The 26,994-nt window shown below is 54.5% G+C and carries 18 protein-coding genes and 2 rRNA genes; 14 read left to right on the plus strand and 6 right to left on the minus strand.

From position 1 onward, the window contains the following. The first annotated feature begins 79 nt into the window (after positions 1–79). The 4 genes from ACMGGR_RS00460 (at position 80) to birA (ending at position 5,872) form a co-directional block, all read left to right on the plus strand. Positions 80–2,981, plus strand: a 23S ribosomal RNA gene (locus ACMGGR_RS00460). Between the two features lie 103 nt (positions 2,982–3,084). Next, a 5S ribosomal RNA gene (gene rrf, locus ACMGGR_RS00465) occupies positions 3,085–3,200 on the plus strand. 672 nt (positions 3,201–3,872) lie between these two features. Next, the gene (gene murB, locus ACMGGR_RS00470; RefSeq protein WP_414147914.1) at positions 3,873–4,910 is read left to right on the plus strand and encodes a UDP-N-acetylmuramate dehydrogenase; all 1,038 of its coding nucleotides are present in this window, start codon (positions 3,873–3,875) and stop codon (positions 4,908–4,910) included. Continuing rightward, positions 4,907–5,872, plus strand: coding sequence for a bifunctional biotin--[acetyl-CoA-carboxylase] ligase/biotin operon repressor BirA (birA, locus tag ACMGGR_RS00475; protein ID WP_414147915.1), 966 nt, complete (start codon positions 4,907–4,909; stop codon positions 5,870–5,872). Before murB ends, birA begins: the two co-directional genes overlap by 4 nt. A 109-nt stretch (positions 5,873–5,981) precedes the next feature. On the opposite strand, the gene ACMGGR_RS00480 is transcribed toward birA, so the two are convergent. Beyond that, positions 5,982–6,803, minus strand: a complete 822-nt coding sequence (locus tag ACMGGR_RS00480) for an alpha/beta fold hydrolase (RefSeq protein WP_246762349.1) — start codon at positions 6,801–6,803, stop codon at positions 5,982–5,984. A 255-nt stretch (positions 6,804–7,058) separates the two neighbouring features. Between ACMGGR_RS00480 and ACMGGR_RS00485 the strand changes: the two genes are divergently transcribed. From ACMGGR_RS00485 to ACMGGR_RS00505, 5 genes are all read left to right on the plus strand, one after another. Continuing rightward, complete coding sequence (locus ACMGGR_RS00485) at positions 7,059–7,700, plus strand: hydrolase (RefSeq protein WP_246762347.1); 642 nt, start codon at positions 7,059–7,061, stop codon at positions 7,698–7,700. 44 nt (positions 7,701–7,744) lie between these two features. Next, entirely contained in the window at positions 7,745–8,320 is a 576-nt protein-coding gene (locus ACMGGR_RS00490) for an antibiotic biosynthesis monooxygenase (RefSeq protein ID WP_414147916.1), read from the plus strand. Next, positions 8,317–10,179 carry an amidohydrolase gene (locus tag ACMGGR_RS00495; protein WP_414147917.1) on the plus strand — a complete coding sequence of 621 codons (1,863 nt, stop codon included), beginning with the start codon at positions 8,317–8,319 and terminating at the stop codon, positions 10,177–10,179. Before ACMGGR_RS00490 ends, ACMGGR_RS00495 begins: the two co-directional genes overlap by 4 nt. A gap of 239 nt (positions 10,180–10,418) precedes the next feature. Then, positions 10,419–12,587 carry a TonB-dependent siderophore receptor gene (locus ACMGGR_RS00500; RefSeq protein ID WP_414147918.1) on the plus strand — a complete coding sequence of 723 codons (2,169 nt, stop codon included), beginning with the start codon at positions 10,419–10,421 and terminating at the stop codon, positions 12,585–12,587. 430 nt (positions 12,588–13,017) lie between these two features. After that, positions 13,018–15,207: a hypothetical protein gene (locus ACMGGR_RS00505; protein ID WP_414147919.1), complete on the plus strand. Its 2,190-nt coding sequence runs from the start codon at positions 13,018–13,020 to the stop codon at positions 15,205–15,207. A 91-nt stretch (positions 15,208–15,298) separates the two neighbouring features. Here ACMGGR_RS00505 and gorA read toward each other — a convergent pair whose 3' ends face one another. Then, positions 15,299–16,651, minus strand: a complete 1,353-nt coding sequence (gene gorA / locus ACMGGR_RS00510) for a glutathione-disulfide reductase (protein WP_246762334.1) — start codon at positions 16,649–16,651, stop codon at positions 15,299–15,301. 177 nt (positions 16,652–16,828) lie between these two features. On the opposite strand from gorA, the gene rnz reads away from it, so the two are divergent. Then, a complete protein-coding gene (gene rnz / locus ACMGGR_RS00515) occupies positions 16,829–17,743 on the plus strand; it encodes a ribonuclease Z (protein ID WP_414147920.1) in 915 nt (304 codons plus the stop codon). 107 nt (positions 17,744–17,850) lie between these two features. Here rnz and ACMGGR_RS00520 read toward each other — a convergent pair whose 3' ends face one another. Then, positions 17,851–18,693: a 23S rRNA (adenine(2030)-N(6))-methyltransferase RlmJ gene (locus ACMGGR_RS00520; protein ID WP_246762325.1), complete on the minus strand. Its 843-nt coding sequence runs from the start codon at positions 18,691–18,693 to the stop codon at positions 17,851–17,853. 91 nt (positions 18,694–18,784) lie between these two features. After that, positions 18,785–19,609 carry a CPBP family intramembrane glutamic endopeptidase gene (locus ACMGGR_RS00525; protein ID WP_246762323.1) on the minus strand — a complete coding sequence of 275 codons (825 nt, stop codon included), beginning with the start codon at positions 19,607–19,609 and terminating at the stop codon, positions 18,785–18,787. 181 nt (positions 19,610–19,790) lie between these two features. On the opposite strand from ACMGGR_RS00525, the gene prlC reads away from it, so the two are divergent. Together prlC and rsmJ are read left to right on the plus strand one after the other, a co-directional pair. Beyond that, complete coding sequence (gene prlC, locus ACMGGR_RS00530; RefSeq protein ID WP_414147921.1) at positions 19,791–21,830, plus strand: oligopeptidase A; 2,040 nt, start codon at positions 19,791–19,793, stop codon at positions 21,828–21,830. Beyond that, entirely contained in the window at positions 21,827–22,588 is a 762-nt protein-coding gene (gene rsmJ, locus ACMGGR_RS00535) for a 16S rRNA (guanine(1516)-N(2))-methyltransferase RsmJ (protein ID WP_246762319.1), read from the plus strand. The genes prlC and rsmJ overlap by 4 nt, the downstream gene beginning before the upstream one ends. Positions 22,589–22,663: 75 nt before the next feature. Here rsmJ and uspA read toward each other — a convergent pair whose 3' ends face one another. Continuing rightward, entirely contained in the window at positions 22,664–23,101 is a 438-nt protein-coding gene (gene uspA / locus ACMGGR_RS00540) for a universal stress protein UspA (RefSeq protein WP_246762312.1), read from the minus strand. Positions 23,102–23,479: 378 nt separating this feature from the next. On the opposite strand from uspA, the gene uspB reads away from it, so the two are divergent. Next, positions 23,480–23,815 carry a universal stress protein UspB gene (gene uspB / locus ACMGGR_RS00545; RefSeq protein WP_246762311.1) on the plus strand — a complete coding sequence of 112 codons (336 nt, stop codon included), beginning with the start codon at positions 23,480–23,482 and terminating at the stop codon, positions 23,813–23,815. Positions 23,816–23,922: 107 nt separating this feature from the next. Here uspB and pitA read toward each other — a convergent pair whose 3' ends face one another. Continuing rightward, entirely contained in the window at positions 23,923–25,425 is a 1,503-nt protein-coding gene (gene pitA / locus ACMGGR_RS00550) for an inorganic phosphate transporter PitA (protein WP_246762304.1), read from the minus strand. Positions 25,426–25,668: 243 nt separating this feature from the next. On the opposite strand from pitA, the gene ACMGGR_RS00555 reads away from it, so the two are divergent. Then, positions 25,669–26,850 carry an NAD(P)/FAD-dependent oxidoreductase gene (locus ACMGGR_RS00555; RefSeq protein ID WP_414147922.1) on the plus strand — a complete coding sequence of 394 codons (1,182 nt, stop codon included), beginning with the start codon at positions 25,669–25,671 and terminating at the stop codon, positions 26,848–26,850. Positions 26,851–26,994 lie beyond the last annotated feature (144 nt).

A 26,994-nucleotide genomic window follows, 5' to 3' on the forward strand; every position in this document is an offset into this window, starting at 1 on the left:
GAATGAACAGAGCGATGTGGTCGAGTCTCTCAATGCCTGCAACAGCAATGTGTCCTTTCGGGACGCTTGTGGGTTGTGAGGTTAAGTGACTAAGCGTACACGGTGGATGCCCTGGCAGTCAGAGGCGATGAAGGGCGTGCTAATCTGCGATAAGCGTCGGTAAGGTGATATGAACCGTTACAACCGACGATACCCGAATGGGGAAACCCGGTGCACTTGTGCATCATTGCAGCATGAATACATAGTGCTGCAAGGCGAACCTGGGGAACTGAAACATCTAAGTACCCAGAGGAAAAGAAATCAACCGAGATTCCCCCAGTAGCGGCGAGCGAACGGGGAACAGCCCGGAACCATCATCAGTTTGTGTGTCAGTGGAAGCGTCTGGAAAGTCGCAGGGTACAGGGTGATACTCCCGTACACGAAGATACACTTGCTGTGAGTTCGAAGAGTAGGGCGGGACACGTGATATCCTGTCTGAAGATGGGGGGACCATCCTCCAAGGCTAAATACTCCTGACTGACCGATAGTGAACCAGTACCGTGAGGGAAAGGCGAAAAGAACCCCGGCGAGGGGAGTGAAACAGAACCTGAAACCGTGTACGTACAAGCAGTGGGAGCACCCTTGTGGTGTGACTGCGTACCTTTTGTATAATGGGTCAGCGACTTATATTCTGTAGCAAGGTTAACCGTATAGGGGAGCCGCAGGGAAACCGAGTCTTAACTGGGCGTTAAGTTGCAGGGTATAGACCCGAAACCCGGTGATCTAGCCATGGGCAGGTTGAAGGTTGGGTAACACTAACTGGAGGACCGAACCGACTAATGTTGAAAAATTAGCGGATGACCTGTGGCTGGGGGTGAAAGGCCAATCAAACCGGGAGATAGCTGGTTCTCCCCGAAAGCTATTTAGGTAGCGCCTCGTGAATTCATCTCCGGGGGTAGAGCACTGTTTCGGCTAGGGGGCCATCCCGGCTTACCAACCCGATGCAAACTGCGAATACCGGAGAATGTTATCACGGGAGACACACGGCGGGTGCTAACGTCCGTCGTGAAGAGGGAAACAACCCAGACCGCCAGCTAAGGTCCCAAAGTCATGGTTAAGTGGGAAACGATGTGGGAAGGCACAGACAGCCAGGATGTTGGCTTAGAAGCAGCCATCATTTAAAGAAAGCGTAATAGCTCACTGGTCGAGTCGGCCTGCGCGGAAGATGTAACGGGGCTAAACCATGCACCGAAGCTGCGGCAGCGACACTATGTGTTGTTGGGTAGGGGAGCGTTCTGTAAGCCGTCGAAGGTGGCCTGTGAGGGCTGCTGGAGGTATCAGAAGTGCGAATGCTGACATAAGTAACGATAAAGCGGGTGAAAAGCCCGCTCGCCGGAAGACCAAGGGTTCCTGTCCAACGTTAATCGGGGCAGGGTGAGTCGACCCCTAAGGCGAGGCCGAAAGGCGTAGTCGATGGGAAACAGGTTAATATTCCTGTACTCGGTGTTACTGCGAAGGGGGGACGGAGAAGGCTATGTTGGCCGGGCGACGGTTGTCCCGGTTTAAGCGTGTAGGCTGAGCATCCAGGCAAATCCGGATGCTTAAGGCTGAGGCGTGACGACGAGGCACTACGGTGCTGAAGTAACAGATGCCCTGCTTCCAGGAAAAGCCTCTAAGCTCCAGGTAACACAGAATCGTACCCCAAACCGACACAGGTGGTCAGGTAGAGAATACCAAGGCGCTTGAGAGAACTCGGGTGAAGGAACTAGGCAAAATGGTGCCGTAACTTCGGGAGAAGGCACGCTGGCGCGTAGGTGGAGGGACTTGCTCCCCGAGCCGAAGCCAGTCGAAGATACCAGCTGGCTGCAACTGTTTATTAAAAACACAGCACTGTGCAAACACGAAAGTGGACGTATACGGTGTGACGCCTGCCCGGTGCCGGAAGGTTAATTGATGGGGTTATCCGCAAGGAGAAGCTCTTGATCGAAGCCCCGGTAAACGGCGGCCGTAACTATAACGGTCCTAAGGTAGCGAAATTCCTTGTCGGGTAAGTTCCGACCTGCACGAATGGCGTAATGATGGCCAGGCTGTCTCCACCCGAGACTCAGTGAAATTGAACTCGCTGTGAAGATGCAGTGTACCCGCGGCAAGACGGAAAGACCCCGTGAACCTTTACTACAGCTTGACACTGAACATTGAGCCTTGATGTGTAGGATAGGTGGGAGGCTTTGAAGCGTGGACGCCAGTCTGCGTGGAGCCATCCTTGAAATACCACCCTTTAACGTTTGATGTTCTAACCTGGCGCCATAATCTGGCGTGGGGACAGTGTCTGGTGGGTAGTTTGACTGGGGCGGTCTCCTCCCAAAGAGTAACGGAGGAGCACGAAGGTCAGCTAATCACGGTCGGACATCGTGAGGTTAGTGCAATGGCATAAGCTGGCTTGACTGCGAGAGTGACGGCTCGAGCAGGTGCGAAAGCAGGTCATAGTGATCCGGTGGTTCTGTATGGAAGGGCCATCGCTCAACGGATAAAAGGTACTCCGGGGATAACAGGCTGATACCGCCCAAGAGTTCATATCGACGGCGGTGTTTGGCACCTCGATGTCGGCTCATCACATCCTGGGGCTGAAGTAGGTCCCAAGGGTACGGCTGTTCGCCGTTTAAAGTGGTACGCGAGCTGGGTTTAGAACGTCGTGAGACAGTTCGGTCCCTATCTGCCGTGGGCGCTGGAGAATTGAGAGGGGTTGCTCCTAGTACGAGAGGACCGGAGTGAACGCACCGCTGGTGTTCGGGTTGTCACGCCAGTGGCATTGCCCGGTAGCTAAGTGCGGAAAAGATAAGCGCTGAAAGCATCTAAGCGCGAAACTTGCCTCGAGATGAGTTCTCCCTGTGGCTATACGCCACCTGAAGGGACGTTGAAGACGACGACGTTGATAGGCCGGATGTGTAAGCGCAGCGATGCGTTGAGCTAACCGGTACTAATGACCCGTGAGGCTTAACCTTACAACGCCAGAAGCGTTCTGGCGCGTGTTGAGAGACACAGAATTTTCAGCTTTGTTCCCGGATAACTTTGCGCGGCCTGTGGCGGCGTGAAGAACAGAATTTGCCTGGCGGCTTTAGCGCGGTGGTCCCACCTGACCCCATGCCGAACTCAGAAGTGAAACGCCGTAGCGCCGATGGTAGTGTGGGGTCTCCCCATGCGAGAGTAGGGAACTGCCAGGCATCAAACTGCGATAACCCTGACCTCACGGTCAGGGTTTTTTGCATTTGTGCGCCGGGAAACCCGCTTCTCAGGACAGCATTTCGCACTTATGTGTCAGAAAGTCGCTTCTGATAGCAGCACTTTGCACTGGTGCGCCAGGAAACCCTCTTCTCAGAGCAGCACTTTGCATTTGCGCGCCGGAAACCCGCTTTAAATGGCAGTATTTTACATTTGTGCGCCGAAAATCCGCTTCTCAGGACAGCATTTCGCACTTATGTGTCAGAAGCCCGCTTCTGATAGCAGCACTTTGCACTGGTGCGTCAGGAAACCTGCTTCTTAGGGCAGTACTTTGCATTTGTGTACCAGAGGTATCAGCATTACTGCGCCAGGAACATCGGCATTTCTGCTTCTATATGCCAATTTCCGCTTCTCTATGCCAGGAAAAAACCGCCGCTCTCCCCGAGCCACATTTCTGGCGCTTAAATAATCATCATAAAATTTCACTTTCCGGCAAAACTGTGCGATCTTAAGCAGAAAAAAAAATTTTCAGCCGAAGCTATTTTCAGTCGCCCCATACGCAAAACTCTCCCGCATACAGTCACCATATCGATCGCCGTTTATCGCTAAAACCTTCCACGCAGCCAGCCTGAATCGGGTAAACTACGGGCAGTTAAATTTGTTAAGGCCGCCTCATGTCCAGCCAGCAGCACTCTTTAAAACCTTTCAACACCTTTAATCTCGACGTTTCCGCTACAAAAGTGATTGTGGTCTCCACGGCTGCCGAGCTTCTTGCCGCCTGGCAGGAAAGCCAGCGTCAGCAGCAGCACGTGCTGTTGCTGGGTGAAGGCAGTAATATCCTGTTTCTGGAAGACTTTCAGGGCACGGTTATTGTTAACCGTATCAAAGGCATCACGCTGGAAGAGAGCGAAAGCGCCTGGCACCTGCACGTGGGCGCAGGCGAAAACTGGCATCAGCTGGTGCAATACTCGCTGGAAAAAGGGCTGCCGGGGCTTGAAAACATGGCGATGATCCCCGGCTGTACGGGGTCAGCGCCTATTCAAAACATTGGTGCTTACGGTGTCGAATTAAAAAACGTCTGCGAATACGTTGATATCCTGCATCTGGCTACCGGTAAAACCGAGCGTTTGCTGGCGCAGGATTGCCAGTTTGGTTATCGCGACAGCATTTTTAAGCATCAGTACCAGAGCGGTTACGCCATTATTGCGGTAGGCCTGCTGCTAAAAAAACAGTGGGTGCCGGTAATAACCTATGGCGATCTGAGCAAGCTATCGCCGGAAACCGTAACGCCCCAACAAATCTTTGAGGCTGTCTGCCAGATGCGCAGCAGCAAATTACCCAATCCTGCCATTACCGGCAACGCTGGTAGCTTCTTTAAAAATCCGGTCGTCACGGCTGCGCAGGCAGAGATGCTGGTAGCGGAATATACTGACATGCCGCGCTATCCTCAGGCCGACGGTAGCGTCAAACTGGCTGCAGGATGGCTGATAGATCGGTGCGATCTTAAAGGATACGTATCGGGCGGTGCCGCCGTACATCGGCAGCAGGCGCTGGTGTTGATCAATCAGGATCGCGCCACCGGCAGCGATATTGTTGCGCTTGCACATGAAGTTCGCCAGCGCGTCGGCCAAAAATTTGACGTATGGCTTGAGCCGGAAGTGCGCTTTATCGGCGCAGAAGGTGAAAAAGACGCCGTCGGAGTTATTGCATGAAAGACAATACTATCCCTTTAAAACTGGTCAGCATTCTGGCCGACGGAGAGTTTCACTCCGGTGAACAGCTGGGCGAGCAGCTGGGCATGAGCCGTGCCGCTATTAATAAGCACATGCAAACGCTAAAAGAGTGGGGCATTGATGTTTTCACCGTGACGGGTAAAGGCTATAGCCTGCCGTCACCGATCCAGTTACTGGATGAAAAGAAGATTTTGGCGGGTCTGGATCAGGGGCAGCTTGCCGTGATCCCGGTGATCGACTCGACCAACCAGTACTTACTGGACAGAATGGCTACGCTGCAATCCGGCGATGCCTGCGTGGCCGAGTATCAACAGGCAGGCCGTGGACGTCGTGGCAGGCAGTGGTTTTCCCCGTTTGGCGCTAATCTTTATCTCTCTATGTACTGGCGTCTGGAGCAGGGCCCGCTGGCCGCGATGGGGCTGAGCCTGGTTATTGGTATCGTTACGGCAGAAGTGTTGCAGGCGCTGGGCGCTACCGAGGTCAAGGTAAAGTGGCCTAACGATCTCTACCTTAACGATCGTAAACTTGCAGGCATTCTTGTTGAACTGACGGGAAAAGCCGGAGATGCGGCAAATATCGTTATCGGCACCGGTATTAACCTGGCGATGCGTTCACCGGATACCAGCGTCGTTAATCAAGGCTGGATCAATCTGCAGGAAGCGGGCGTAGCCATCGATCGCAACACGCTTTCCGCCAGCCTCGTTAATAAAATGCGCGAGTCTTTGCAGCTGTTTGAACGCGAAGGACTGGCGCCTTTTATCGAACGCTGGAGCCGACTGGATAATTTCCTTGATCGTCCGGTTAAGCTGCTGATTGGCGACAGAGAAATTCCCGGTATCGCTCGCGGAATCGATCAGCAGGGCGGACTGGTTCTGGAGCAGGATGGCGTGCGCAAATCCTGGGTTGGCGGTGAAATATCCCTGCGTCCTCTGGAAAAATAAAAGGGGCGTTAGCCCCTTGAAACCGCTGATAAATATGAAGCCCTCGGCATTACCTACAGGACATATGCGCCGCTTTTTGCATCCCGGTAGATAACGCAGGCCGGTAGCCTTAACGGGCCTGCAAGAAAGCCAGCAGATCTTCATTCAGCTGCTGCTGATGCGTGACGGCAAACCCATGCGGTGCACCTTCATAGATTTTCAGCTGCGCGCCCTGAATGCTTTCAGCCGCCAGCTTACCGGTGGCTTCAAAAGGCACAACCTGATCGCTGCTGCCGTGGATCACCAGTGTTGGTACATCAATTTTCTTCACGTCCGGACGGAAATCCGTTTCCGAGAAGGCGGTCACGCAATCCAGCGTTCCTTTCAGGGAAGCCAGCAGAGCGATATTCAGCGTTTGCGCTTTTACGCCTTCCGAAACCGTCATCCCCTTGTTAAGACCATAGAACGGCGTAGCAAAGTCGCTAATAAACTGCGCACGGTCCTTAAGCAAGCCTGCTTTGATGCCGTCAAACACGGATTTTTCCACGCCCTCGGGATGATCGTCCGTCTTGATAAAGAGAGGCGTCACCGCGCCCAGCAGCGCCAGCCCGCTTATGCGTTCCGTACCATAGCGACCGATGTAGCGAGTAACGTCGCCGCCGCCCATTGAGAAGCCCACCAGCGTGACGTCATGCAGGTCAAGATGATTAATCAGATCGTTGATATCGGAAGCGAACGTGTCGTAGTTGTAGCCTTCCCACGGCTGATCGGAACGGCCAAAGCCACGGCGGTCGAAGGCGATAACGCGATAGCCGCGCTCGGCCAGAAAATTAAGCTGGCTGTCCCACATATCTGCGTCCAGCGGCCAGCCATGGCTAAACAATACTGGCTTACCTTGTCCCCAGTCCTTGTAATAAATTTGCGTTCCATCCTGCGTCTTGAATGTGCTCATGCTAGTTCCTCGGCTCGTGGTTGGATAACTCCATTAACCATAGCGCTCCTTTTGTCGGATACCTAAAGCAAATTTTTTAACAAGTTGTTGAAGGATTTTGTTGCAGTCATCTTGCTGATAGATAAAGTTATTTTCTTAAGTGAGTTGTCAAAAAAACTTAACGAGTTGCCAAATTCTTTCCGCTATCCGTCTGCGTCTTCCTCTCTTATTGTTGATTTCGGCAGCACAACAACCCACTTAAAAGAGGAAGTCATCATGTCCACTCTCGACCTGTTAGATCCACAGAACTCTACGCTGATTTTTATCGACCACCAGCCGCAGATGTCCTTCGGCGTCGCCAATATCGATCGCCAGCAGCTTAAAAATAACACCGTGGCGCTGGCCAAAGCGGGCAAGGTTTTTAACGTGCCGGTGATTTACACCTCGGTAGAAACGGAAAGCTTCAGCGGCTACATCTGGCCGGAACTGCTGGCGGTGCATCCGGACGTCACGCCGATTGAGCGCACCTCGATGAACTCCTGGGAAGATGCGGCGTTTGTGCAGGCGGTAGAGGCCACAGGTCGTAAGAAGCTGGTGATTTCCGCGCTGTGGACGGAAGTCTGTCTGACTTTCCCGGCGCTGATGGCGCTGAAGGCGGGCTACGAAGTGTATGTGGTGACGGATACTTCAGGCGGCACCAGCGTGGACGCACACGAGCGCTCAATTGACCGGATGGTGCAGGCCGGCGCGGTGCCGGTAACCTGGCAGCAGGTGCTGCTGGAATACCAGCGCGACTGGTCACGCAAAGAAACCTACGACGCGGTAATGGATCTGGTTCGTGAGCACAGCGGCGCTTACGGCATGGGCGTGGACTATGCCTATACGCTGGTTCATAAAGCGCCAGCCCGTAAAGCCTGATTATGCTTCCCGGCTACGGCCGGGGAAACCGGAAGGAGAAAAACGTGGACTGGCCTAACCAACCCGAACATATCACGCTGGTGATCACCCACCAGGTGCTGGCTGGCCGACAGCCGGATTATGAACGCTGGCTGAACGTGATTATGCCGGAGGCGGCGCGCTACCCGGGCCATCTTGGCGTTAACGTTCTGCGCCCGGTCCACGGTGAGCTGACCTGGACCATCCTGATCCGTTTCGACAATATGGATAATCTCTGGCGCTGGCTACAGTCCGACGACCGCAAAGCGCGGATAGCAGAACTGCCATCGATGCTCAGCGGCCAGGAACATATCGAAATGCGTCCCGGTGCGGCATTCTGGTTCACGCCGGAAACGTCAACTCACCGTTCGCCCCCGCGCTGGAAACAGTTTCTGGTCACGCTGGCGGTGATTTTTCCTTCTACCAATCTGGTGCCGTGGTTCTGGAGCACGCTGTTGCCTGGCTTAAAAGGCACGCTACAGGGCCATTTGCTTAACGATGCCAGCGTCGTCGCTCTGGTGGTCTGGTTATGGATGCCAGCGATAACGCGCCTGCTTAAAAACTGGCTCAGCCCAACGGCGAAGCCCGGAGAAAAATCATGAATAACGCGACATTGATTCTGACCAACGGCAAGTTTCATACGGTAGATCGTGATAACCCACTGGCAACGGCGGTGGCTATTAAAGACGGGAAATTTCTGGCCGTCGGCAGCGAAGCGGAAGCAATGCAGTATGCCGACGACGCGACGCAGATCGTCGATTTACATGGCTCTACCGGTATTCCCGGCTTAAACGATTCGCATCTGCATCTGATCCGTGGCGGGCTGAATTATAACCTTGAACTGCGCTGGGAAGGCGTACCTTCATTGGCCGATGCGTTAAGAATGCTGAAAGAGCAGGCGCTGCGCACGCCAAATCCGCAGTGGGTGAGGGTTGTTGGTGGCTGGAACGAATTTCAGTTTGCCGAGCGGCGCATGCCTACGCTGGACGAGATCAACGAAGCCGCACCCGATACGCCAGTTTTTATTCTGCACCTTTATGATCGCGCCTTGCTTAATCGCGCCGCGTTAAAAGTGGTGGGTTACACTCGCGATACGCCAAACCCGCCGGGCGGTGAAATCCAGCGTGACGGCAACGGCAATCCAACCGGGATGCTGATTGCGCGGCCTAACGCGATGCTGCTGTACGCGACGCTGGCGAAAGGGCCAAAACTGCCGCTGGAACAGCAGGTTAACTCTACACGGCAGTTTATGCGCGAGCTGAACCGGCTGGGGCTGACCAGCGCCATCGACGCGGGCGGCGGCTTCCAGAACTATCCCGACGATTATGAGGTGATTGCCGAACTGCATGAGAAGAAGCAGCTGACGGTACGCATCGCCTATAACCTTTTCACCCAGCGTCCGGGACACGAAGTCGAAGATTTCGAAAAGTGGACGGATATGCTTAAGCCGGGCCAGGGCACCGATTTTTATCGGCATAACGGCGCGGGCGAAATGCTGGTATTTTCCGCTGCCGATTTTGAGGATTTTCTGGAACCGCGTCCCGATCTGGCGCCGGGCATGGAGGATGAGCTGGAGCGCGTGGTGCGGCACCTTGTCGAGCATCGCTGGCCGTTCCGTCTGCACGCTACCTATAACGAATCCATCAGCCGCATGCTGGACGTGTTTGAAAAGGTTGACCGCGATATTCCTTTTAACGGCCTGCACTGGTTTTTCGATCATGCTGAAACCATTACCGAAGCCAATATCGAGCGCGTAAAACGGCTTGGCGGCGGTATTGCCGTGCAGCACCGTATGGCGTTCCAGGGCGAATATTTTGCGGAGCGTTATGGAAAAGAAGCGGTAAAACAGACGCCGCCGGTGGCGAAAATGTTAAACGCAGAGCTGCCGGTTGGTCTGGGAACGGATGCTACCCGCGTGGCAAGTTACAATCCGTGGACCGCGCTTTACTGGCTGGTTTCAGGACGTACCGTAGGCGGAATGGCGATGTATGACGATAGCGCCCGGCTGGATCGCGAAACGGCCCTGATGCTGTGGACGCAGGGCAGCGCCTGGTTCTCCAGCGAGCAGGGTAAAAAAGGGCAGATCAAGGCTGGTCAGCTGGCGGATCTGGTGATTTTGTCCAAAGACTATTTCAGCGTGCCGGAGGAAGAGATCAAGGGCATTGAGTCGGTGCTGACGATGGTGGATGGCAAAATTGTTTATGCCGCAGGTGGCTTCAGTCCGCTTTCGCCGCCTTCGATTCCGGTGTTGCCAGAATGGTCACCGGTGGTGAACGTACCTGGCCACTATCGCAGCGCGCCGCCTGCTACGCGCGCGGGTCTGACGCAGCAGATACATCAGTGCAGCGGCCCCTGCGGCGTACATCAGCATTCGCATAACGTGGCGCGGCATTCAACGGTGCCCGTTTCGGACGACAATGCTTTCTGGGGCGCGTTGGGCTGTTCCTGCTTCGCTTTCTGATCCCCTTCGAAACAAGGCCACACCATAGCGTGCGGCCTTACTGCTTTATTCCGCCATTCGCTGCTGTCTTACAGACGTCAGCGGCCAGTCCCGATCGCCGGAAGAAAATGTACGCGCTAAAACCAAAAGCGTGACCCCCGCAGCGGTTTTGTGAAGTTATGTCAATATAATGCAAATAGAAACAATTATCGTTATCATGCGCATTCATTAACATACGGACACATAATCAGGGACGGAATATGGTTAACGCTAATGTCTTTAAACTTAACCCGCTGGCAACGATGCTGATGGGATTGTTAAGCGCGCCGGTTTTTGCCGCCGAAGAAGTCAAAGAAGACGAACCGCAAATGGTCGTCACCCGCTCAGCGGAAGAGCAGTTAAAACAGCAACCTGGCGTTTCGGTCATTACCGCCGAAGATATTGCCAAAGATCCACCGGTTAACGACCTTTCCGACATTATTCGCAAAATGCCCGGCGTTAATCTTACCGGCAACAGCGCCACCGGCAGCCGTGGCAACAATCGCCAGATTGATATTCGCGGCATGGGGCCGGAAAACACGCTGATCCTGATCGACGGGGTGCCTACTCTGTCCCGTAATTCTGTACGTTACAGCTGGCGCGGCGAACGTGATTCACGCGGCGACAGCAACTGGGTACCGGCGGAGATGGTCAAACGCATAGACGTGCTGCGCGGCCCGGCTGCGGCGCGCTACGGTTCCGGCGCGGCGGGCGGCGTGATTAATATCATCACCAAACGCCCAACTAACGACTGGCACGGCTCGCTGTCGCTGTTCACCAACCAGCCGGAAAACGACAAGGAAGGCGCGACCAGGCGCGCAAACTTTAACCTGAGCGGCCCGCTGGCTGGCGAGGCGCTGACCATGCGTCTTTACGGCAACCTCAACAAAACCGATGCCGATGCTTACGATATCAATACGGCTGAAAACGGCAGCTATGCGGCCGGGCACGAAGGCGTGCGTAATAAGGATGTGAACGCGCAGTTTTCATGGAAAATGACGCCGACGCAAATCGTTGATCTCGATCTTGGCTATAGCCGGCAGGGCAATATTTATGCGGGCGATACGCAGCACAGCAACGGCAATACCAGCGATCTGGTGCCAACGCTTTACGGACATGAAACGAACCGTATGTATCGTCAAAGCTATGGGGTCACGCATAACGGCGTCTGGGACTGGGGGCAGTCGAAAGTTGGTCTCTATTATGAAAAAACCAATAATACCCGCCTGCATGAAGGGACGACGGGCCGCGTAGAAGGGATGATTACCAACGATGTTTATAATACCAGCCGTCTGCAAAACTACCGTACCAGCGGCGAGGTAACGGTTCCGCTGGAGAAATGGCTGGAACAAACGCTGACGCTTGGCGCGGAGTGGAACCGCGAGGCGCTTGACGATCCGGCTTCTATGCAGACAACCAACGCCAGCGGCGTAACGGGTAGCGGTATTGCGAGCAATCGCAGCGCTAAAAATAGCGCGGAGCTGAGCGCGCTCTATTTTGAAGACAACATTGAGCCGGCCGTCGGCACCAACCTGATCCCGGGTCTGCGCTTTGACTACCACAGTAAGTTTGGTGCTAATTTGAGCCCAAGTCTTAATGCCTCCCAGGCGCTGGGAGACTATTTCAAGCTGAAAGCCGGTATCGCCCGCGTGTTTAAAGCGCCTAATCTCTACCAGTCAACCAACGGTTATCTGCTGGTGACCAGGGGAAATGGTTGCCCCATTGGTATTAAAGAAAAATGCTATTTATTGGGCAATCCGGATCTCAGCCCTGAAATCAGCATTAACAAAGAGCTTGGCCTGGAGTTTAACTACGAGGGTTATGCCGCTGGCATCACCTATTTCCGCAACGACTATAAAAGTAAAATCGTTTCCGGTACCAACGTATTTGGCTATGCCTCTAATGGCTATCACGTCTTGCGCTGGGAAAACGGCGGCAAAGCGCTGGTGGAAGGGCTGGAAGGTAATCTGACGGTACCGGTCATTAAAGAAAAGCTGGAATGGCGCACCAACGCAACTTATATGATTACTTCAGAAAATAAAGACACCGGCAATCCGCTGTCGATTATTCCTGAATATACTATTAATACTATGCTGGATTATACAATAACGGAAAAACTTGCCGCTAACCTTAACTGGACTTTTTACGGAAGACAAAAGCCGCGCAAGTATGCGGAAATGAGAACTGAAGTTGGCTCGCTTTCAGATAAAGAAGTAGGGGCTTATTCCGTTGTCGGGCTTGGCGTAAATTATGACGTTATTAAAAACGTCCAGCTTAAAGCGGGTATCAGTAACCTGTTTGATAAACGCCTCTACCGTGAAAACGAAGGGGCTTCGACCTATAACGAACCTGGCCGCGCTTACTATGCCGGTATGACGCTATCGTTTTAACTATCACCATAGCCAGCTTCGGCTGGCTTGAATTTTTCACTCGTCTGCAGCCAGCTTCGGCTGGCTTAAATTTGTCGGTCGTCTGCAGTTAGCTTCGGCTGGCTTAAATTTGTCGGTCGTCTGCAGTTAGCTTCGGCTGGCTTTTTTCTGTCCGGGGAAATACGCAAGAACAGGGGTGGCCGCCCGCTGACCTTCGGCTGAAAAATAAAACAGCACCATTCTTTCCTGCGGCGATAGTTATTAATGGCGTACGCACCCGCCTTCTCCGTTTTATATCTTGAATTTATCTTTTTGCTTCTTTCCCGACCTCTGGGAGGAGATAAGTGTGCCTATACTCCCTTCAAAGCCGGGAGGAAAAGGCCGAATCGTTCTCTATGACGATTGTTATAAAAAAACCAGGGAAGCGACTCAGTTAACCGGGATACCTGTTATGGCAACGATTGAAAAGATTATTCTTACTCATCTCTGGATCCGTATTGTGGGATGCTGTTTAATTGTGCTGGCGGTTATTTTTACGCTCTGCCGCATTTATATCAGCGTAGCCGTTGAAGAGGTTTATTCAGACCTGGCGCAGCCGGGAGAAACGGAAGCGCCTTCAACATTTACGACCTATCCTTCTTCGCAAAATACAGAAGCCATTATTGGCGGACGGGGAACCGGACTGAACTGTTCCATCCCCTACGTAATGAAAAAAATCGCTTTTAAAACGGTAAAAGAAGGATCGGATATTTCGTTGCGCTTTCGCCAGGCCTGCGTGATGCACGACCTTTGCTACCGGCACGGCTTTGCCACCTACGGCTATACGCAGAACGATTGCGATACGCGCTTGCAGCAGTCTGCCTATCGGCTGTGCCGTCAGATTGGCAGCCTGGGCCGCGCTAAAATCAACGTTCCGCTTTCTGACTATTCCATCTGCGAACACGAAGCCAAAGAAGTATTGATGGGCGTAACGCTGGGCGGGGCAGGCTCTTACCACGGCAAAGGAAGCTCGACCTGGTTTGAATACGATCCACAGCCCGCCACAGCAGACAGCTATATCGTTGGCCGTGCCGTGCCGGGAGGAGTCGTCAGCGATCCCGGTAAAGATTACGGCGTACGCACCTTCTATTTCAGACGCAATACCGTAAAAATGCGGGTGCTGGCGGCAACGCCGGAAAGCAACGACGTCAACGCCTTGCCTTTTCCGGGGGCGCTGGTGGCGACACCACCGCTGCTAACCGGCATGGTTGAAGGCGATAACAACATTTATGCGCCGCCGCTGGTTTCGCTGGCTCGCAATTCGTTCTCAGAAACCAGCGTGCACCTTATTCCCTTCGTGATTACCCGACAGAATGTTGCCGGCAAAGCAAGCCACCTCCTGTCGATACCGCCCTGTTCGGATAAAGGCAGCGATGCCTGCACGCTGGATGCGGATGCCTCGATCAATAAATTCGCTCTTATTGATAATAAGCCGACGCTGATTTCGCTGACGCATCGCGGCGTGTTGAGCAGCAATAAAACCACGGTTGAGATTGGGCAGAGAGCGTTCATGCAAAATGATGGGGCGAAAAGCGAATATTTTCTTAATGGCCCAACGGCGCCGATCCACAATCAGTATCGCTTTCTGGCGCATGACATGCTGCTGGAAAGGGATTTGTCCGGCAGAGTTACCCACGCATGGGCCTTCGCGCGCGGCGTTCAGGTTTCCGCAGACGGAAAACAGTTTGTCCGGGACGACAGCGGCAAAGATTATTCGGTTCGCGTTGCCGTTGCGCGGCAGCAGTTAGGCGCTGGTCATGCTGAAAATATTCAACGCTTCTCTCTGCAGGCGAAAGAAACGGACGAACCGCTATCGCTGGTCAGGCTGGGGAGCGGCAAAGGGATGGCGCTGGTGGGGCTGGCCTGGTCAGATGACGACCTGAGTCGCGTTGAGAGCGATAAACCGGCAGAGAAACCGCCGCTGCTTAAGATCTGGCGGCTGCCGCAAAACGGCATGGCGCCCGATCCAGCTCCGCAGGTGCTGAGCTTACCGTTGCCCATTCCTAACGGCTACATCGGTTTAGCGCCGGTTATCGCCCGCCTGAGCACGCAGGATGCACCGCTGCTGGTATTGACTCGCGTTGCGCCGGACAGCTGGCGGAATGATGAAAACCAGCCCAAACCGTCCGTAACGATGGACACGCTGGCCGTGAATTTTGTTATTGCCAGCCTCGTGAGCAACGGCGACAGGCCGCTCTCTTTTGCCAGTAACTACCAGCTGCGCTGCGAAATCGCCCTGAACAAGCAGCTCCAGTCGCCGGAAGCCCACACGGCCAAACAGCGCGCCTATCGCACGCTGTTTGGCTACTACAGCGCGGCGCTGGAGGCAAGGAACCCCGCCTGGCAGATCGACTCGATCAAGTCAGATCTGGCGCAGCGCTGGCGCATGAGTCAGGTGATCGTTTCAGAACGCCGTTTAGAAAAAGAGGGTGCGGTGCTGGCGCTGACGATGGTTTTTAACGGTTTCCCGGCCATGTCTTTTCAGGTGTTGTTAAAAGAGGAGAACGGACGGTTACGCTATTTGCCGTCTGATACTCTGCCAGGCTTCCTGAATGGCTGCGCGCTGAACCCTTTACCCTCGTCCAGACAGCAGGCCAGCTAACGGCAAAAAGACGTTCCGTACCCACTTTTTTCAGCAGACAATAAAAAAGGCCAGACGCTTGCGCGCCTGGCCTTTTTAGCGGTGACCGTGATTAACGCATAGTCACAAATTCTTCTGCACCGGTCGGATGGATAGCGACGGTATTGTCGAAGTCTTTTTTGGTTGCGCCCATTTTCAGCGCAACCGCGAAGCCTTGCAGCATCTCGTCCATACCGTAACCGATACCGTGGATGCCGACGATTTTCTCATCTTTACCCACGCAAACCAGCTTCATACGGCACGGCTGGCGATGCTGGGTTACAGCGGTATACATGGCGGTAAAGGAGGATTTATAGACCTTCACTTCTTCATCGCCATATTTCTCGCGTGCTTCCGGCTCGCTCAGGCCAACGGTGCCGATTGGCGGATGGCTGAACACCACGGTCGGCACGTTGCTGTAATCCAGATGCTCGTCCGGCTTGTTGTTAAACAGGCGTTCGGACAGGCGACGGCCAGCGGCAACGGCCACCGGCGTCAGCTCGACGGCACCGGTATTATCGCCAACGGCATAAATACCTTTCACGTTGGTATTCTGATACTTATCAACGTTGATATAGCCTTTTTCGTTCAGCGCAACGCCGGTCACGTCCAGGTTCAGATTATCGGTCGCCGGTTCGCGGCCAATTGCCCAGACCAGGCAATCCACGGTCTGCTCTTTGCCGTTTTCCAGCTGTAGCGTCAGGCTGCCGTCGGCGTTTTTCACAATCGCTTTCGGAATAGATTCGGTATGCAGCGTTGGGCCTTCGGTGTTCATCACCTCAACCAGCGTCTCAACGATCATCGGATCGAAGGTGCGCAGCGGCGCGTGCTTACGCACAAACAGGTGCGTTTCGGAGCCGAGCGCGTTCACCACGCCAGCGATCTCAACCGCGATATAGCCTGCGCCTACAACCGCAGTGCGTTTTGGCAGCGCATCCAGCTCAAAAAAGCCGTCAGAATCGATACCGTATTCGGCACCCGGAATCGACGGATGGCTTGGGCGGCCACCGGTGGCGATCAGAATATGATCGGCAGTAATTTTTTCGCCGTTCACTTCAACGGTGTGCGCATCGACAAAGCGTGCGAAGCCTTTGATCACATCTACTTTATTTTTACCCAGCACGTTGTCGTACGAGGTATGAATGCGGTCAATGTAGGCGCTGCGGTTTTTTACCAGCGTCGCCCAGTCAAAGCTGTTAACGGTGGTATTAAAGCCGTAATCCGGGCCGTACTGATGAATAGCCTCGGCAATCTGTGCCGCATGCCACATTACTTTTTTCGGCACGCAGCCGACGTTCACGCAGGTGCCGCCAAGGTCTTTCGCCTCAATCAGCGCGCATTTTTGTCCGTACATAGCCGCACGGTTAATGGAAGCGATGCCGCCGCTGCCGCCGCCAATAGCAAGGTAGTCATAATGTCTGGTCATCGAAAGAGTTCCATAAGAGTCAAATAAACTGGGCTTAGTGTAACGCCAGTCGGCCAAATGCCGCAAAGTTTGCGTCTATGATTGTGATAGGGCCGGCGCGTTAAAATCGTCACTATTCAACGTATATTGTGACGCAGTCTGCTATTTTTGGCTTGAAAACCTGCACAGAGAGGCCGAATGGAACTCCTTTTTTTAGGCACCGGCGCGGGTACGCCCAGCCGCCAGCGCAATGTCACCAGTATCGCATTAAATTTACAGACCGTACGCAGCGGCAGCTGGCTGTTTGACTGCGGAGAAGGTACGCAGCATCAGATCCTGCGCAGCCCGGTCAAACCCGGCAAGCTGGAAAAAATCTTTATTACCCATCTGCACGGCGACCATATCTTTGGCCTGCCGGGGCTGCTGACCAGTCGCTCAATGAACGGCATTAGCGAAGGCATTACGCTCTATGGGCCGCCAGGCATCAAAACTTTCGTCGAAACGACGCTAAGCCTGAGCGGCTCCTGGCTAACTTTTCCGCTGGAAATTGTGGAAATTAGCGCCGGCGAGCTCTTTAGTGACGATCATTTTCGCGTTACGGCTTATCCGCTTACCCATCCGGTTGAGTGCTACGGCTTTCGCATTGAAGAGCACGACAGGCCCGGCACGCTGGACGCGGAGCGGCTGCTGGCGGACGGGATCAGGCCCGGCAAACTGTTTCAGCAGCTGAAACAGGGGCTAACGGTAACCATGGAAGATGGTCAGGTGGTCGATGGCCGCCGCTACCTTGGCCCGCCGATAAAAGGGCGGACGCTGGCGATATTTGGCGACACCGCGCCCACCGCTGCGGCAACAGCGCTGGCGGCCAATGCGGACGTGGTAGTGCATGAAGCGACGCTGGAAGCGGCAATGGCGGAAAAAGCCAACAGCCGTGGACATTCATCCACCGTTCAGGCAGCCACGATGGCAAAGGAAGCGCAGGCGAAAAAGCTGATCGTAACGCACCTGAGTTCGCGCTATCTGCGTGAAGATACCGAACGGCTGCTGGCTGAATGTCGGGAAATTTTTCCGGCTACCGAGATGGCGCACGATTTTGCGGTGTTTGAACTTTAAGAAGGAAGCGGGGCGCGCTCGTCAGGTTTGCAGGATGGCGCCTTTTAAACGCTGACGAGCTGAAATGGAATCGGTAGCCGGACGTGATAATCCGGCTACGGCCGGTTTTATTCCGGCACGATCCAGCTGACTTTGGTGTGGCCAGTACCGGCCGGCACCAGATGCTTATGCAGCCACGGTAGCACGTTGTTCATCTGCTGCTCCAGCTTCCATGGCGGGTTAATCACGATCATACCGGAAGCGGTCATGCCGCGCTGATCGCTGTCCGGACGCACGGCCAGTTCGATTTGCAGGATACGGCGGATGCCGGTCGCTTCCAGCTCGGCAAACATGCGCTTAATCTGCTGACGCAGTACCACGGGATACCAGAGCGCGAAAACGCCGGTGCCGAAACGCTTGTAGCCTTCCTGAATGCCTTTTACCACCGCCTGGTAATCCGTTTTAATTTCGTAAGGCGGATCGATCAGAATCAGGCCGCGACGCGACGGCGGCGGCAGCTTAGATTTTAGCTGCTGATAACCATCGGCTCGTTCGGTGCGCGCGCGGTCATCTTTCAGAAACTCATTGCGCAGCAGCGGAAAATCGCTCGGATGCAGCTCGGTCAGGTTTAGCTTGTCATCTTCACGCAGCAAATGGCGCGCAATCAGCGGCGAGCCAGGATAAAAGCGCAGCTTGCCGTTAGGGTTGAGGGCATTGATGCAGGAAATATAGCTTTCCAGCTCTTCCGGCAGATCGTCCTGCTGCCAGATACGGGCGATCCCTTCCAGATATTCTCCGGTACGTTCGGCATGTTCGCCGCTCAGCTGGTAGCGCCCGGCACCCGCGTGGGTATCAAGATAAAGGTAAGGCTTATCTTTCTCGTTAAGCGCGTTGATGATCAGGCTCTGAACGGTATGTTTGAGAACGTCGGCGTGATTGCCGGCGTGAAAACTGTGGCGATAACTCAGCATGTCGTGGGATCTGTCCGGTGGGAGAATAGCAAGTGTGCCGCCTGAGCGGCACGAGTCAGGCACAGTATAACTGTCTGGCAGAAAAAATGCGCTATCCAGGCTGGTGGTACCAGAACGGGTAGGTAAAAAACAGCAGGTGCAGCAGGTTAAAAGCAAAATGCACCAGCGCGGCAACCCAGACGCGTCCGCTCCACTGCCAGGCCAGACCATAAATCACGCCGGTTAAGGCCGCAAAAAACACCAGCAGCGGCCCGCCGGGGTAGTGCACCAGCCCAAACAGCACGGCGGTGGCCAGCAGTGCCCAAAGGTTGCCAAACCGCTGGCTCAGCCGCTGCTGAATATAGCCGCGAAACAGCGCCTCTTCGGCGAACGACACGAAAAACAGATTCGCCAGCATAAAAGCACCGAGCCATTCAGGGTAATGCGGCTCCACGCGTAAACCGCCGGCCAGCGTGGCAAACAGCAGCAAAAGCGGCATAGAGAGCAGCAGCACCAGCCACCACAGACGATTGCCGGGCGGCGTAGCCGGGCGTTTCAGCAGCGTGGGCAGGCAGCCCAGCAGCACAAAGGGGATCAGCGCCTTGTCAAAGTTATAATAGAAGGTAAAAGGCGCGCTCTGCGGCCCGGCTAGCGCACCGGAAACGATCTTCAGGTTATGGAAGCCGGGCAGCAGATGCAGCATCAGCGCGACGGATCCGGCAACCAGAAAAGCTTCCCCTGCGAGGGCTAATTTATTCTGCGCTTTTTGTCGGTAGCAAAAGAAGGCGACGCCGCCGAGCGCGCCGAGCGCGGCCAGTGCGGGCGGCTGCAAGGTAGAATTAATCGTGCCGATAACCAGCGTGACGGCCAGCAATCCCAGCGCCGCCCGGCGATAAAAAGGTAGAAAGAACAACGATGCGACAAGGCAATACCACATAAAGACGCTCCCTGTAATGAGATAAACGCAACGGCGGGAAAAGTATGCTCCCGCTTCACTTTACAGGCAATTCCCTTTTTCCCTGCCGTCGATGCCCCATTGATTTTCGCTACACTTAGCCTCATGTTAGCTAAATCGCGCGCCGCAACGCGCCCTATACATCGATAACAAGGACTGCGCTATGACCAATCCGCTACTCTCTTCTTTTACGCTTCCCCCGTTTTCCGCCATTAAGCCCGAACACGTGGTGCCTGCCGTGACTCAGGCGCTGGACGATTGCCGCGCGGCAGTAGAAAAAGTTGTTGCCCAGGGGACGCCTTACACCTGGGATAATCTGGTACAGCCGCTTTCAGAAGTGGACGATCGCCTGGGCCGTCTGTTTTCGCCGGTCAGCCATCTTAACTCGGTAAAAAACAGTCCTGAGCTGCGTCAGGCCTACGAACAAACCTTGCCGCTGCTTTCTGAATACAGTACCTGGGTCGGCCAGCACGAAGGTTTGTATCAGGCTTATCGTAATCTGAAAGAGCATAGCTATGCAGAGCTGAGCGCGCCGCAGAAAAAAGCGGTAGATAACGCGCTGCGCGACTTTGAGCTGTCCGGTATCGGTCTGTCGAAAGAGAAGCAGAAACGCTATGGCGAAATCGCCGCGCGCCTTTCCGAGCTGGGTTCCACCTATAGCAACAACGTGCTGGACGCCACGATGGGCTGGAGCAAGCTGATTACCGATGAAAGCGAACTTTCCGGCATGCCGGAAAGCGCGCTGGCCGCCGCCAAAGCGCAGGCGGAAGCGAAAGAGCAAGAAGGCTGGCTGCTGACGCTGGATATCCCCAGCTATCTGCCGGTAATGACCTACTGCGATAACCAGGCGCTGCGCGAAGAGATGTACCGCGCTTACTCTACCCGCGCTTCCGATCAGGGCCCGAACGCCGGGAAATGGGACAACAGCGAAGTGATGGCCGAAGAGCTGGCACTACGTCACGAGCTGGCGCAGCTGCTGGGCTTCTCCTCCTATGCTGAAAAGTCGCTGGCGACCAAAATGGCCGAAAATCCGGCGCAGGTGACCGATTTCCTGACCGATCTGGCGAAGCGTGCGCGTCCTCAGGCTGAAAAAGAGCTGGAGCAGCTGCGTGCCTTTGCTAAAAAAGAGCACGGCATTGACGAGCTGAATCCGTGGGATCTCACTTACTACGGCGAAAAACAGAAGCAGCATCTTTATGCCATCAGCGATGAGCAGCTGCGCCCTTACTTCCCGGAAGAGCGTGCGGTTAACGGTCTGTTCGAGGTTGTTAAGCGTATTTACGGCATTACCGCAAAAGAGCGCAAAGACGTTGATGTTTACCATCCGGACGTGCGCTTCTTCGACCTGTTTGACGAGAGCGGCGAGCTGCGCGGCAGCTTCTATCTGGATCTGTACGCGCGTGAAAACAAACGCGGCGGTGCCTGGATGGATGACTGCGTCGGCCAGATGCGTCTTGCGGACGGCTCTTTGCAAAAACCGGTCGCCTACCTGACCTGTAACTTCAACCGTCCGCTCAACGGCAAGCCTGCGCTGTTTACGCACGATGAAGTTACCACGCTGTTCCATGAATTCGGGCACGGCCTGCATCACATGCTGACCCGCATTGAAACGCCGGGCGTGTCCGGCATCAGCGGCGTGCCGTGGGATGCCGTCGAGCTGCCAAGCCAGTTTATGGAAAACTGGTGCTGGGAGCCGGAAGCGCTGGCCTTTATTTCCGGCCATTACGAAACCGGCGAGCCGCTGCCTCAGGCGCTGCTGGACAAAATGCTGGCGGCGAAAAACTACCAGGCGGCGCTGTTTATTCTGCGTCAGCTGGAGTTTGGCCTGTTTGACTTCCGCCTGCACGCCGAGTTCGATCCGGCCAAAGGCGCGCAGATTCTGGAGATGCTGAAAGAGATCAAGAAGCTGGTGGCCGTGGTGCCAAGCCCGGCCTGGGGCCGCTTCCCACATGCCTTCAGCCACATCTTCGCAGGCGGCTATGCAGCAGGTTACTACAGCTATCTGTGGGCGGACGTGCTGGCGGCCGATGCCTATTCGCGTTTTGAAGAAGAGGGTATTTTTAATCGCGAAACGGGCCAGTCTTTCCTGGACAATATCCTGACGCGTGGCGGTTCTGAAGAGCCGATGGAGCTGTTTAAACGCTTCCGTGGCCGCGAGCCGCAGCTGGACGCGATGCTGGCCCATTATGGCATCGCCGAGTGAAGATTTGCCTGATTGACGAAACGGGCGCCGGAGACGGCGCCTTATCCGTTTTAGCCGATCGCTGGCAGCTGGAGCACGACGAGCAGGCCACGATGGCGCTGGCGCTGACCGCAACCCATCTGGAGCTGCGCAAGCGTGATGAGCCAAAGCTGGGCGGCATCTTTGTCGATTTTGTTGAGGGTGCCATGGCGCACCGCCGCCGCTTTGGCGGTGGACGTGGCGAAGCGGTAGCAAAAGCGGTAGGCATTAAGGGAAGCTATCTGCCGGTAGTGACCGACGCGACGGCAGGGCTGGGACGAGACGCCTTTGTGCTGGCCTCGCTCGGCTGTCGCGTACAGATGCTGGAGCGGCATCCTGTCGTTGCGGCGCTGCTGGACGACGGTCTGCAACGCGGCTACCGCAATGCCGAAATCGGCGGCTGGCTGCAGGAACGTTTAACGCTGGTGCATGCTTCCAGTCTGGAAGCGCTGGCGGCAAGCAGTGAAAAGCCTGACGTGGTCTATCTGGATCCCATGTACCCACATAAGCAAAAAAGCGCGCTGGTTAAAAAAGAGATGCGTGTCTTTCAGACGCTGGTGGGTGCGGATAATGATGCCGACGGGCTACTGGAACCTGCAAGACGACTGGCGAAAAAGCGGGTAGTGGTAAAACGCCCCGACTACGCGCCACCGTTAGCTGGGGTAGCCACACAGTCTGCGGTGGTAACCAAAAGCCATCGCTTCGATATTTATCCCCCGCTGGCTGACGCAGCACTTTAGCCACGGGGTACAAACCAACAAAAGCCGCTTTGTTCAGACTAAAGCGGCTTTTTTTATTGCCACACGCCGCTAAAATCAGCTTTCTTCTTCATCACGCAGCGGCACAATCAGCATATCGATATGCACGGTGTTGATCAGCTGGCGCGCGGAAGACATCAGCTTGCTCCAGAAATCCTGATGATGGCCGCATACCACTAAATCAACATCATAGCGCTTGATGGCATCAACCAGCACCTGGCCCAGATCGCCGCTGCCGCTGAGCGTTTCTGAAATAGGGTAGCCTGCGCTGTTGGAGATATCCGCCAGCGCGGTGTGGGTTTCTTCGGAAATACGCTTCTGCATATCGCCCAGGTTTACATCAATCAAACCGGTGTAGAGATCCGAATAATTAACATCCACATGGATCAGCGAAACTTTGGCATCGTAAGGACGAGCCATCGAAACCGCTTTCGCGACCAGCAGTTTACTTTCTGGCGAAAGATCGACAGCAATCAGAATGTGTTTGTAAGACATAACGCTCTCCTTGTTCGGTACGGCCGCATATATGCAGGCGGTCTGGCATCATAACACATTGAATTAGTGCGATGTGGCAGGGTTCTGAGCGCCTGGAACCGCGCATTTTTTATCTCTTAAGTATAGCGTTAATTGTTAACAAATCCCGGTTTGCCCTTTCTGTTTGCGAGCGGGATCAAAAGGAATTTCCTCTCTTTTTTATTCTGGTCGCAAACAGCGCTGGCAAAAATTTCATCTCATCTCCTAAACTGAAGAAGACAATAAAAATACAGAACAGCTACGCTGCTGTTACAACAATTCAAACTTAGGGTGGGCGAAGCGAAAACGAGCAGCGTTGATTGTCGTGGCTGCGGATAAAGCATCGCCGTGGAGGAGATCATGATTAGCACCATCGCACTTTTTTGGGCTCTTTGTGTGGTTTGTCTGGTTAATATGGCGCGTTACTTCTCTTCTTTGCGCGCGCTGCTGGTGGTGCTGCGAGGCTGCGATCCTTTGCTTTATCAGTATGTTGATGGGGCCGGGTTTTTTACTTCTCATGGCCAGCCGGGTAAACAGGTGCGGCTGGTGCGCTATATCTGGCTACAACGCTATCGCGATCATCACGACGAAGAGTTTATCCGCCGCTGCGAGCGGGTTCGCGGGCAGTTTATCCTGACCAGCGCGCTGTGCGGTCTGGTCTTTATCAGCCTTATTGGGCTATTTATCTGGCATTGAAGAGCCTGTCCGGGCTATTTATCAGGCATAAAACGGTCTGGGCTACTGGCGTTAAGGCATAAAAAAAGGCGGGGAAAATTCCCCGCCTTGTTGTTCCTGCTGATGAATCAGGGAACCAGCTTCAGCGCTAACCAGTAAAGGCAGCCCGACAGCACGATCGATACAGGTAACGTAAATACCCAGGCTAACAGGATATTTTTAATCGTCTTACCCTGAACGCCGCCGCCGTCGACCAGCATGGTGCCGGCCACGGAAGAGGAGAGAACGTGGGTCGTTGAAACGGGCATGCCGGTATAGCTGGCCACGCCGATAGAAACGGCAGCGGTCATCTGTGCAGCCATTCCCTGCGCATAGGTCATGCCTTTCTTACCGATTTTTTCACCGATAGTGGTGGCGACACGGCGCCAGCCAACCATCGTACCCAGCGACAGCGCAAGCGCTACGGCAACGATAATCCACACAGGGGCGTACTCAACGGTATTCAGCATATCGTCTTTCAGCTTGCCAAGAAAACGGCGGTCTTCGGCAGTGGTGCTCTGTAACTTAGCCGTTTTATCGGCGGTATCAGAGACACACATCAGCAGACGACGCAGCTGGCTGCGTTGCTCAACGTTTAACGCGTCGTAGCTTTGCAGATTACTCAGCAGGCCTTGAGCACGTTGAATAGCCGGCATCGCGCGGGCGGCATCGCAGTGAAACTCATGCGGAGCGCCCGGATTTTCCTGCGGTGCGGGTACAACAGGCGGAGCCATCTGCACAATCTGGGTCAGCGAATCAGCATGCTGCTGATAATACTGTTCCAGATGGTTTACCGCATCGCGGGTACGCGTAATGTCATAGCCCGACGAATTCATATTGACCACAAAGCCCGCCGGCGCCACGCCAATCAGCACCAGCATGATCAGGCCAATGCCTTTCTGTCCGTCGTTAGCACCGTGAGAATAGCTCACGCCGATAGCCGAGACGATCAGCGCGGTGCGCGTCCAGAACGGCGGCTTTTTCTTGCCGTCGATCTTCTCGCGTTCCGCTGGCGTCATATGAATACGGCGGCGTTTCTTACTGCCGCTCCAGTAGCGACGCAGAATAAACACCAGGCTACCGGCCAGTACCAGGCCGACAATCGGCGAGATAACCAGCGACATAAAGATGCCGATCATTTTCGGGATATTCAGCGCGTCCACTACCGAAGTGCCGGTAAGCAGCGCGTTGGTCAGGCCAATGCCGATGATGGCCCCGATGAGGGTATGAGAGCTGGAGGCAGGCAGGCCAAAATACCAGGTGCCCAGATTCCAGATGATAGCAGCCAGCAGCATGGAAAAGACCATGGCCAGTCCGTGAGCCGATCCTACATTAAGCAGTAAATCGGTGGGTAGCAGATGAACGATAGCGTAAGCAACGCTTAGCCCGCCCAGCAGTACGCCAAAGAAGTTAAATACGCCGGCCATCACTACCGCCAGTTGCGATCGCATAGCTCGCGTATAAATTACAGTAGCCACCGCATTTGCCGTGTCGTGGAAGCCGTTGATAGCTTCGTAAAACAAAACAAAAAGCAGGGCAAGGACGAGTAACAGGCCGGTATGGTAATCAAGACCAGCAAACAGATGTAGCATAAGCGTTACGCCATTTTGGAGGACATGAACGCGGCGCATTATCAGCGAGAAACCGCGCCTGGGGAAAGTGAAATATAGACTTTTTTTGACATTAATACGTTAACAGAAGCAAATAATGGTCCTGAGTTGTATGAAAATCATACGTTTACCGCTATGGGCTAAGATGACGCTTTTATGACGCTGGCGATAAGCGACCCATCTCATTACAATCACCGTTTTTTGCGCAGCAGGTCGGAGCGGATTGTGGAAAAGTTTGACGTTATCGTTATTGGCGCAGGTGCGGCTGGCCTGTTCTGTGCCGCACAGGCAGGGCAGCGCGGCAAACGCGTGCTGGTGCTGGATAACGGCAAAAAAGCGGGACGCAAAATATTGATGTCGGGCGGCGGCCGCTGCAATTTTACTAACCTTTATACCGAGCCTGCGGCTTATCTGTCGCAAAATCCCCATTTCTGTAAGTCTGCGCTGGCACGCTATACGCAGTGGGATTTTATCGATCTGGTGAATCGGCACGATATCGCCTGGCACGAAAAGACGCTGGGCCAGCTATTTTGCGACGATTCCGCTCAGCAAATTGTGGATCTACTGCTTAAAGAGTGCGAAGCAGGTCAGGTGACGTTAAGACTGCGTAGCGAAGTAGTAAAGGTAACGCGCGAAGAACATTACACGCTGGAGCTGAACGGCAGCGTGGTACAGGCGGAAAAGCTGGTCATCGCTTCCGGCGGTCTTTCTATGCCCGGTTTGGGCGCGTCACCCTTTGGTTACAAACTTGCCGAACAGTTTGGCCTGAAGGTTTTTCCAACGCGCGCGGGCCTGGTGCCTTTTACGCTGCATAAGCCGCTGCTTGAGCAGCTGCAAATGCTTTCCGGCGTGGCGGTGCCTTCCGTAATGACTGCGGAAGACGGGACGGTATTTAAAGAAGCCTTGTTATTTACCCATCGCGGCCTCTCCGGTCCCGCGGTATTACAGCTTTCCAGCTATTGGCAGCCGGGCGAGTTCGTGACGGTCAATCTTTCACCTGAACGCGACCTTGATGCTTTTATCAGTGAAGAACGCGAAGCCCATCCTAATCAAAGCCTGAAAAACACGCTGGCAAAAGTGTTGCCGCGCCGTCTGGTAGAATGTTTACAGCTGTTGGGCAGCGTGCCGGAATGCACGCTTAAGCAGTTAAACAGCCGCCAGCAAAGCGAACTGACCCAGACGTTGCACAGCTGGCGCGTGCAGCCCAACGGTACGGAAGGTTACCGCACGGCGGAAGTTACGCTTGGCGGGGTTGATACCAGCGCACTCTCCTCTAAAACAATGGAAGCACGCGATGTGCCGGGCCTCTATTTTATTGGCGAAGTGGTGGACGTGACCGGCTGGCTGGGCGGCTATAATTTCCAGTGGGCCTGGAGCTCTGCCTGGGCCTGCGCGCAGGCGCTGTAGGGCAAACGGGATCTTCACTGACGAAGATCTTGTTTTATAGCACCCGTTATAATAGAAAGGCTAACGCAGACGGATTCCTTACTGGAAATAACGGGCCTGCATTGTAGGTAATAAGGAGTTGTAAAATTCCTTAATTAGCGACGC

It is taken from the genome of Erwinia sp. BNK-24-b (assembly GCF_047456155.1).
GTDB classification, from domain to species: Bacteria; Pseudomonadota; Gammaproteobacteria; order Enterobacterales; family Enterobacteriaceae; genus Erwinia; species Erwinia phyllosphaerae.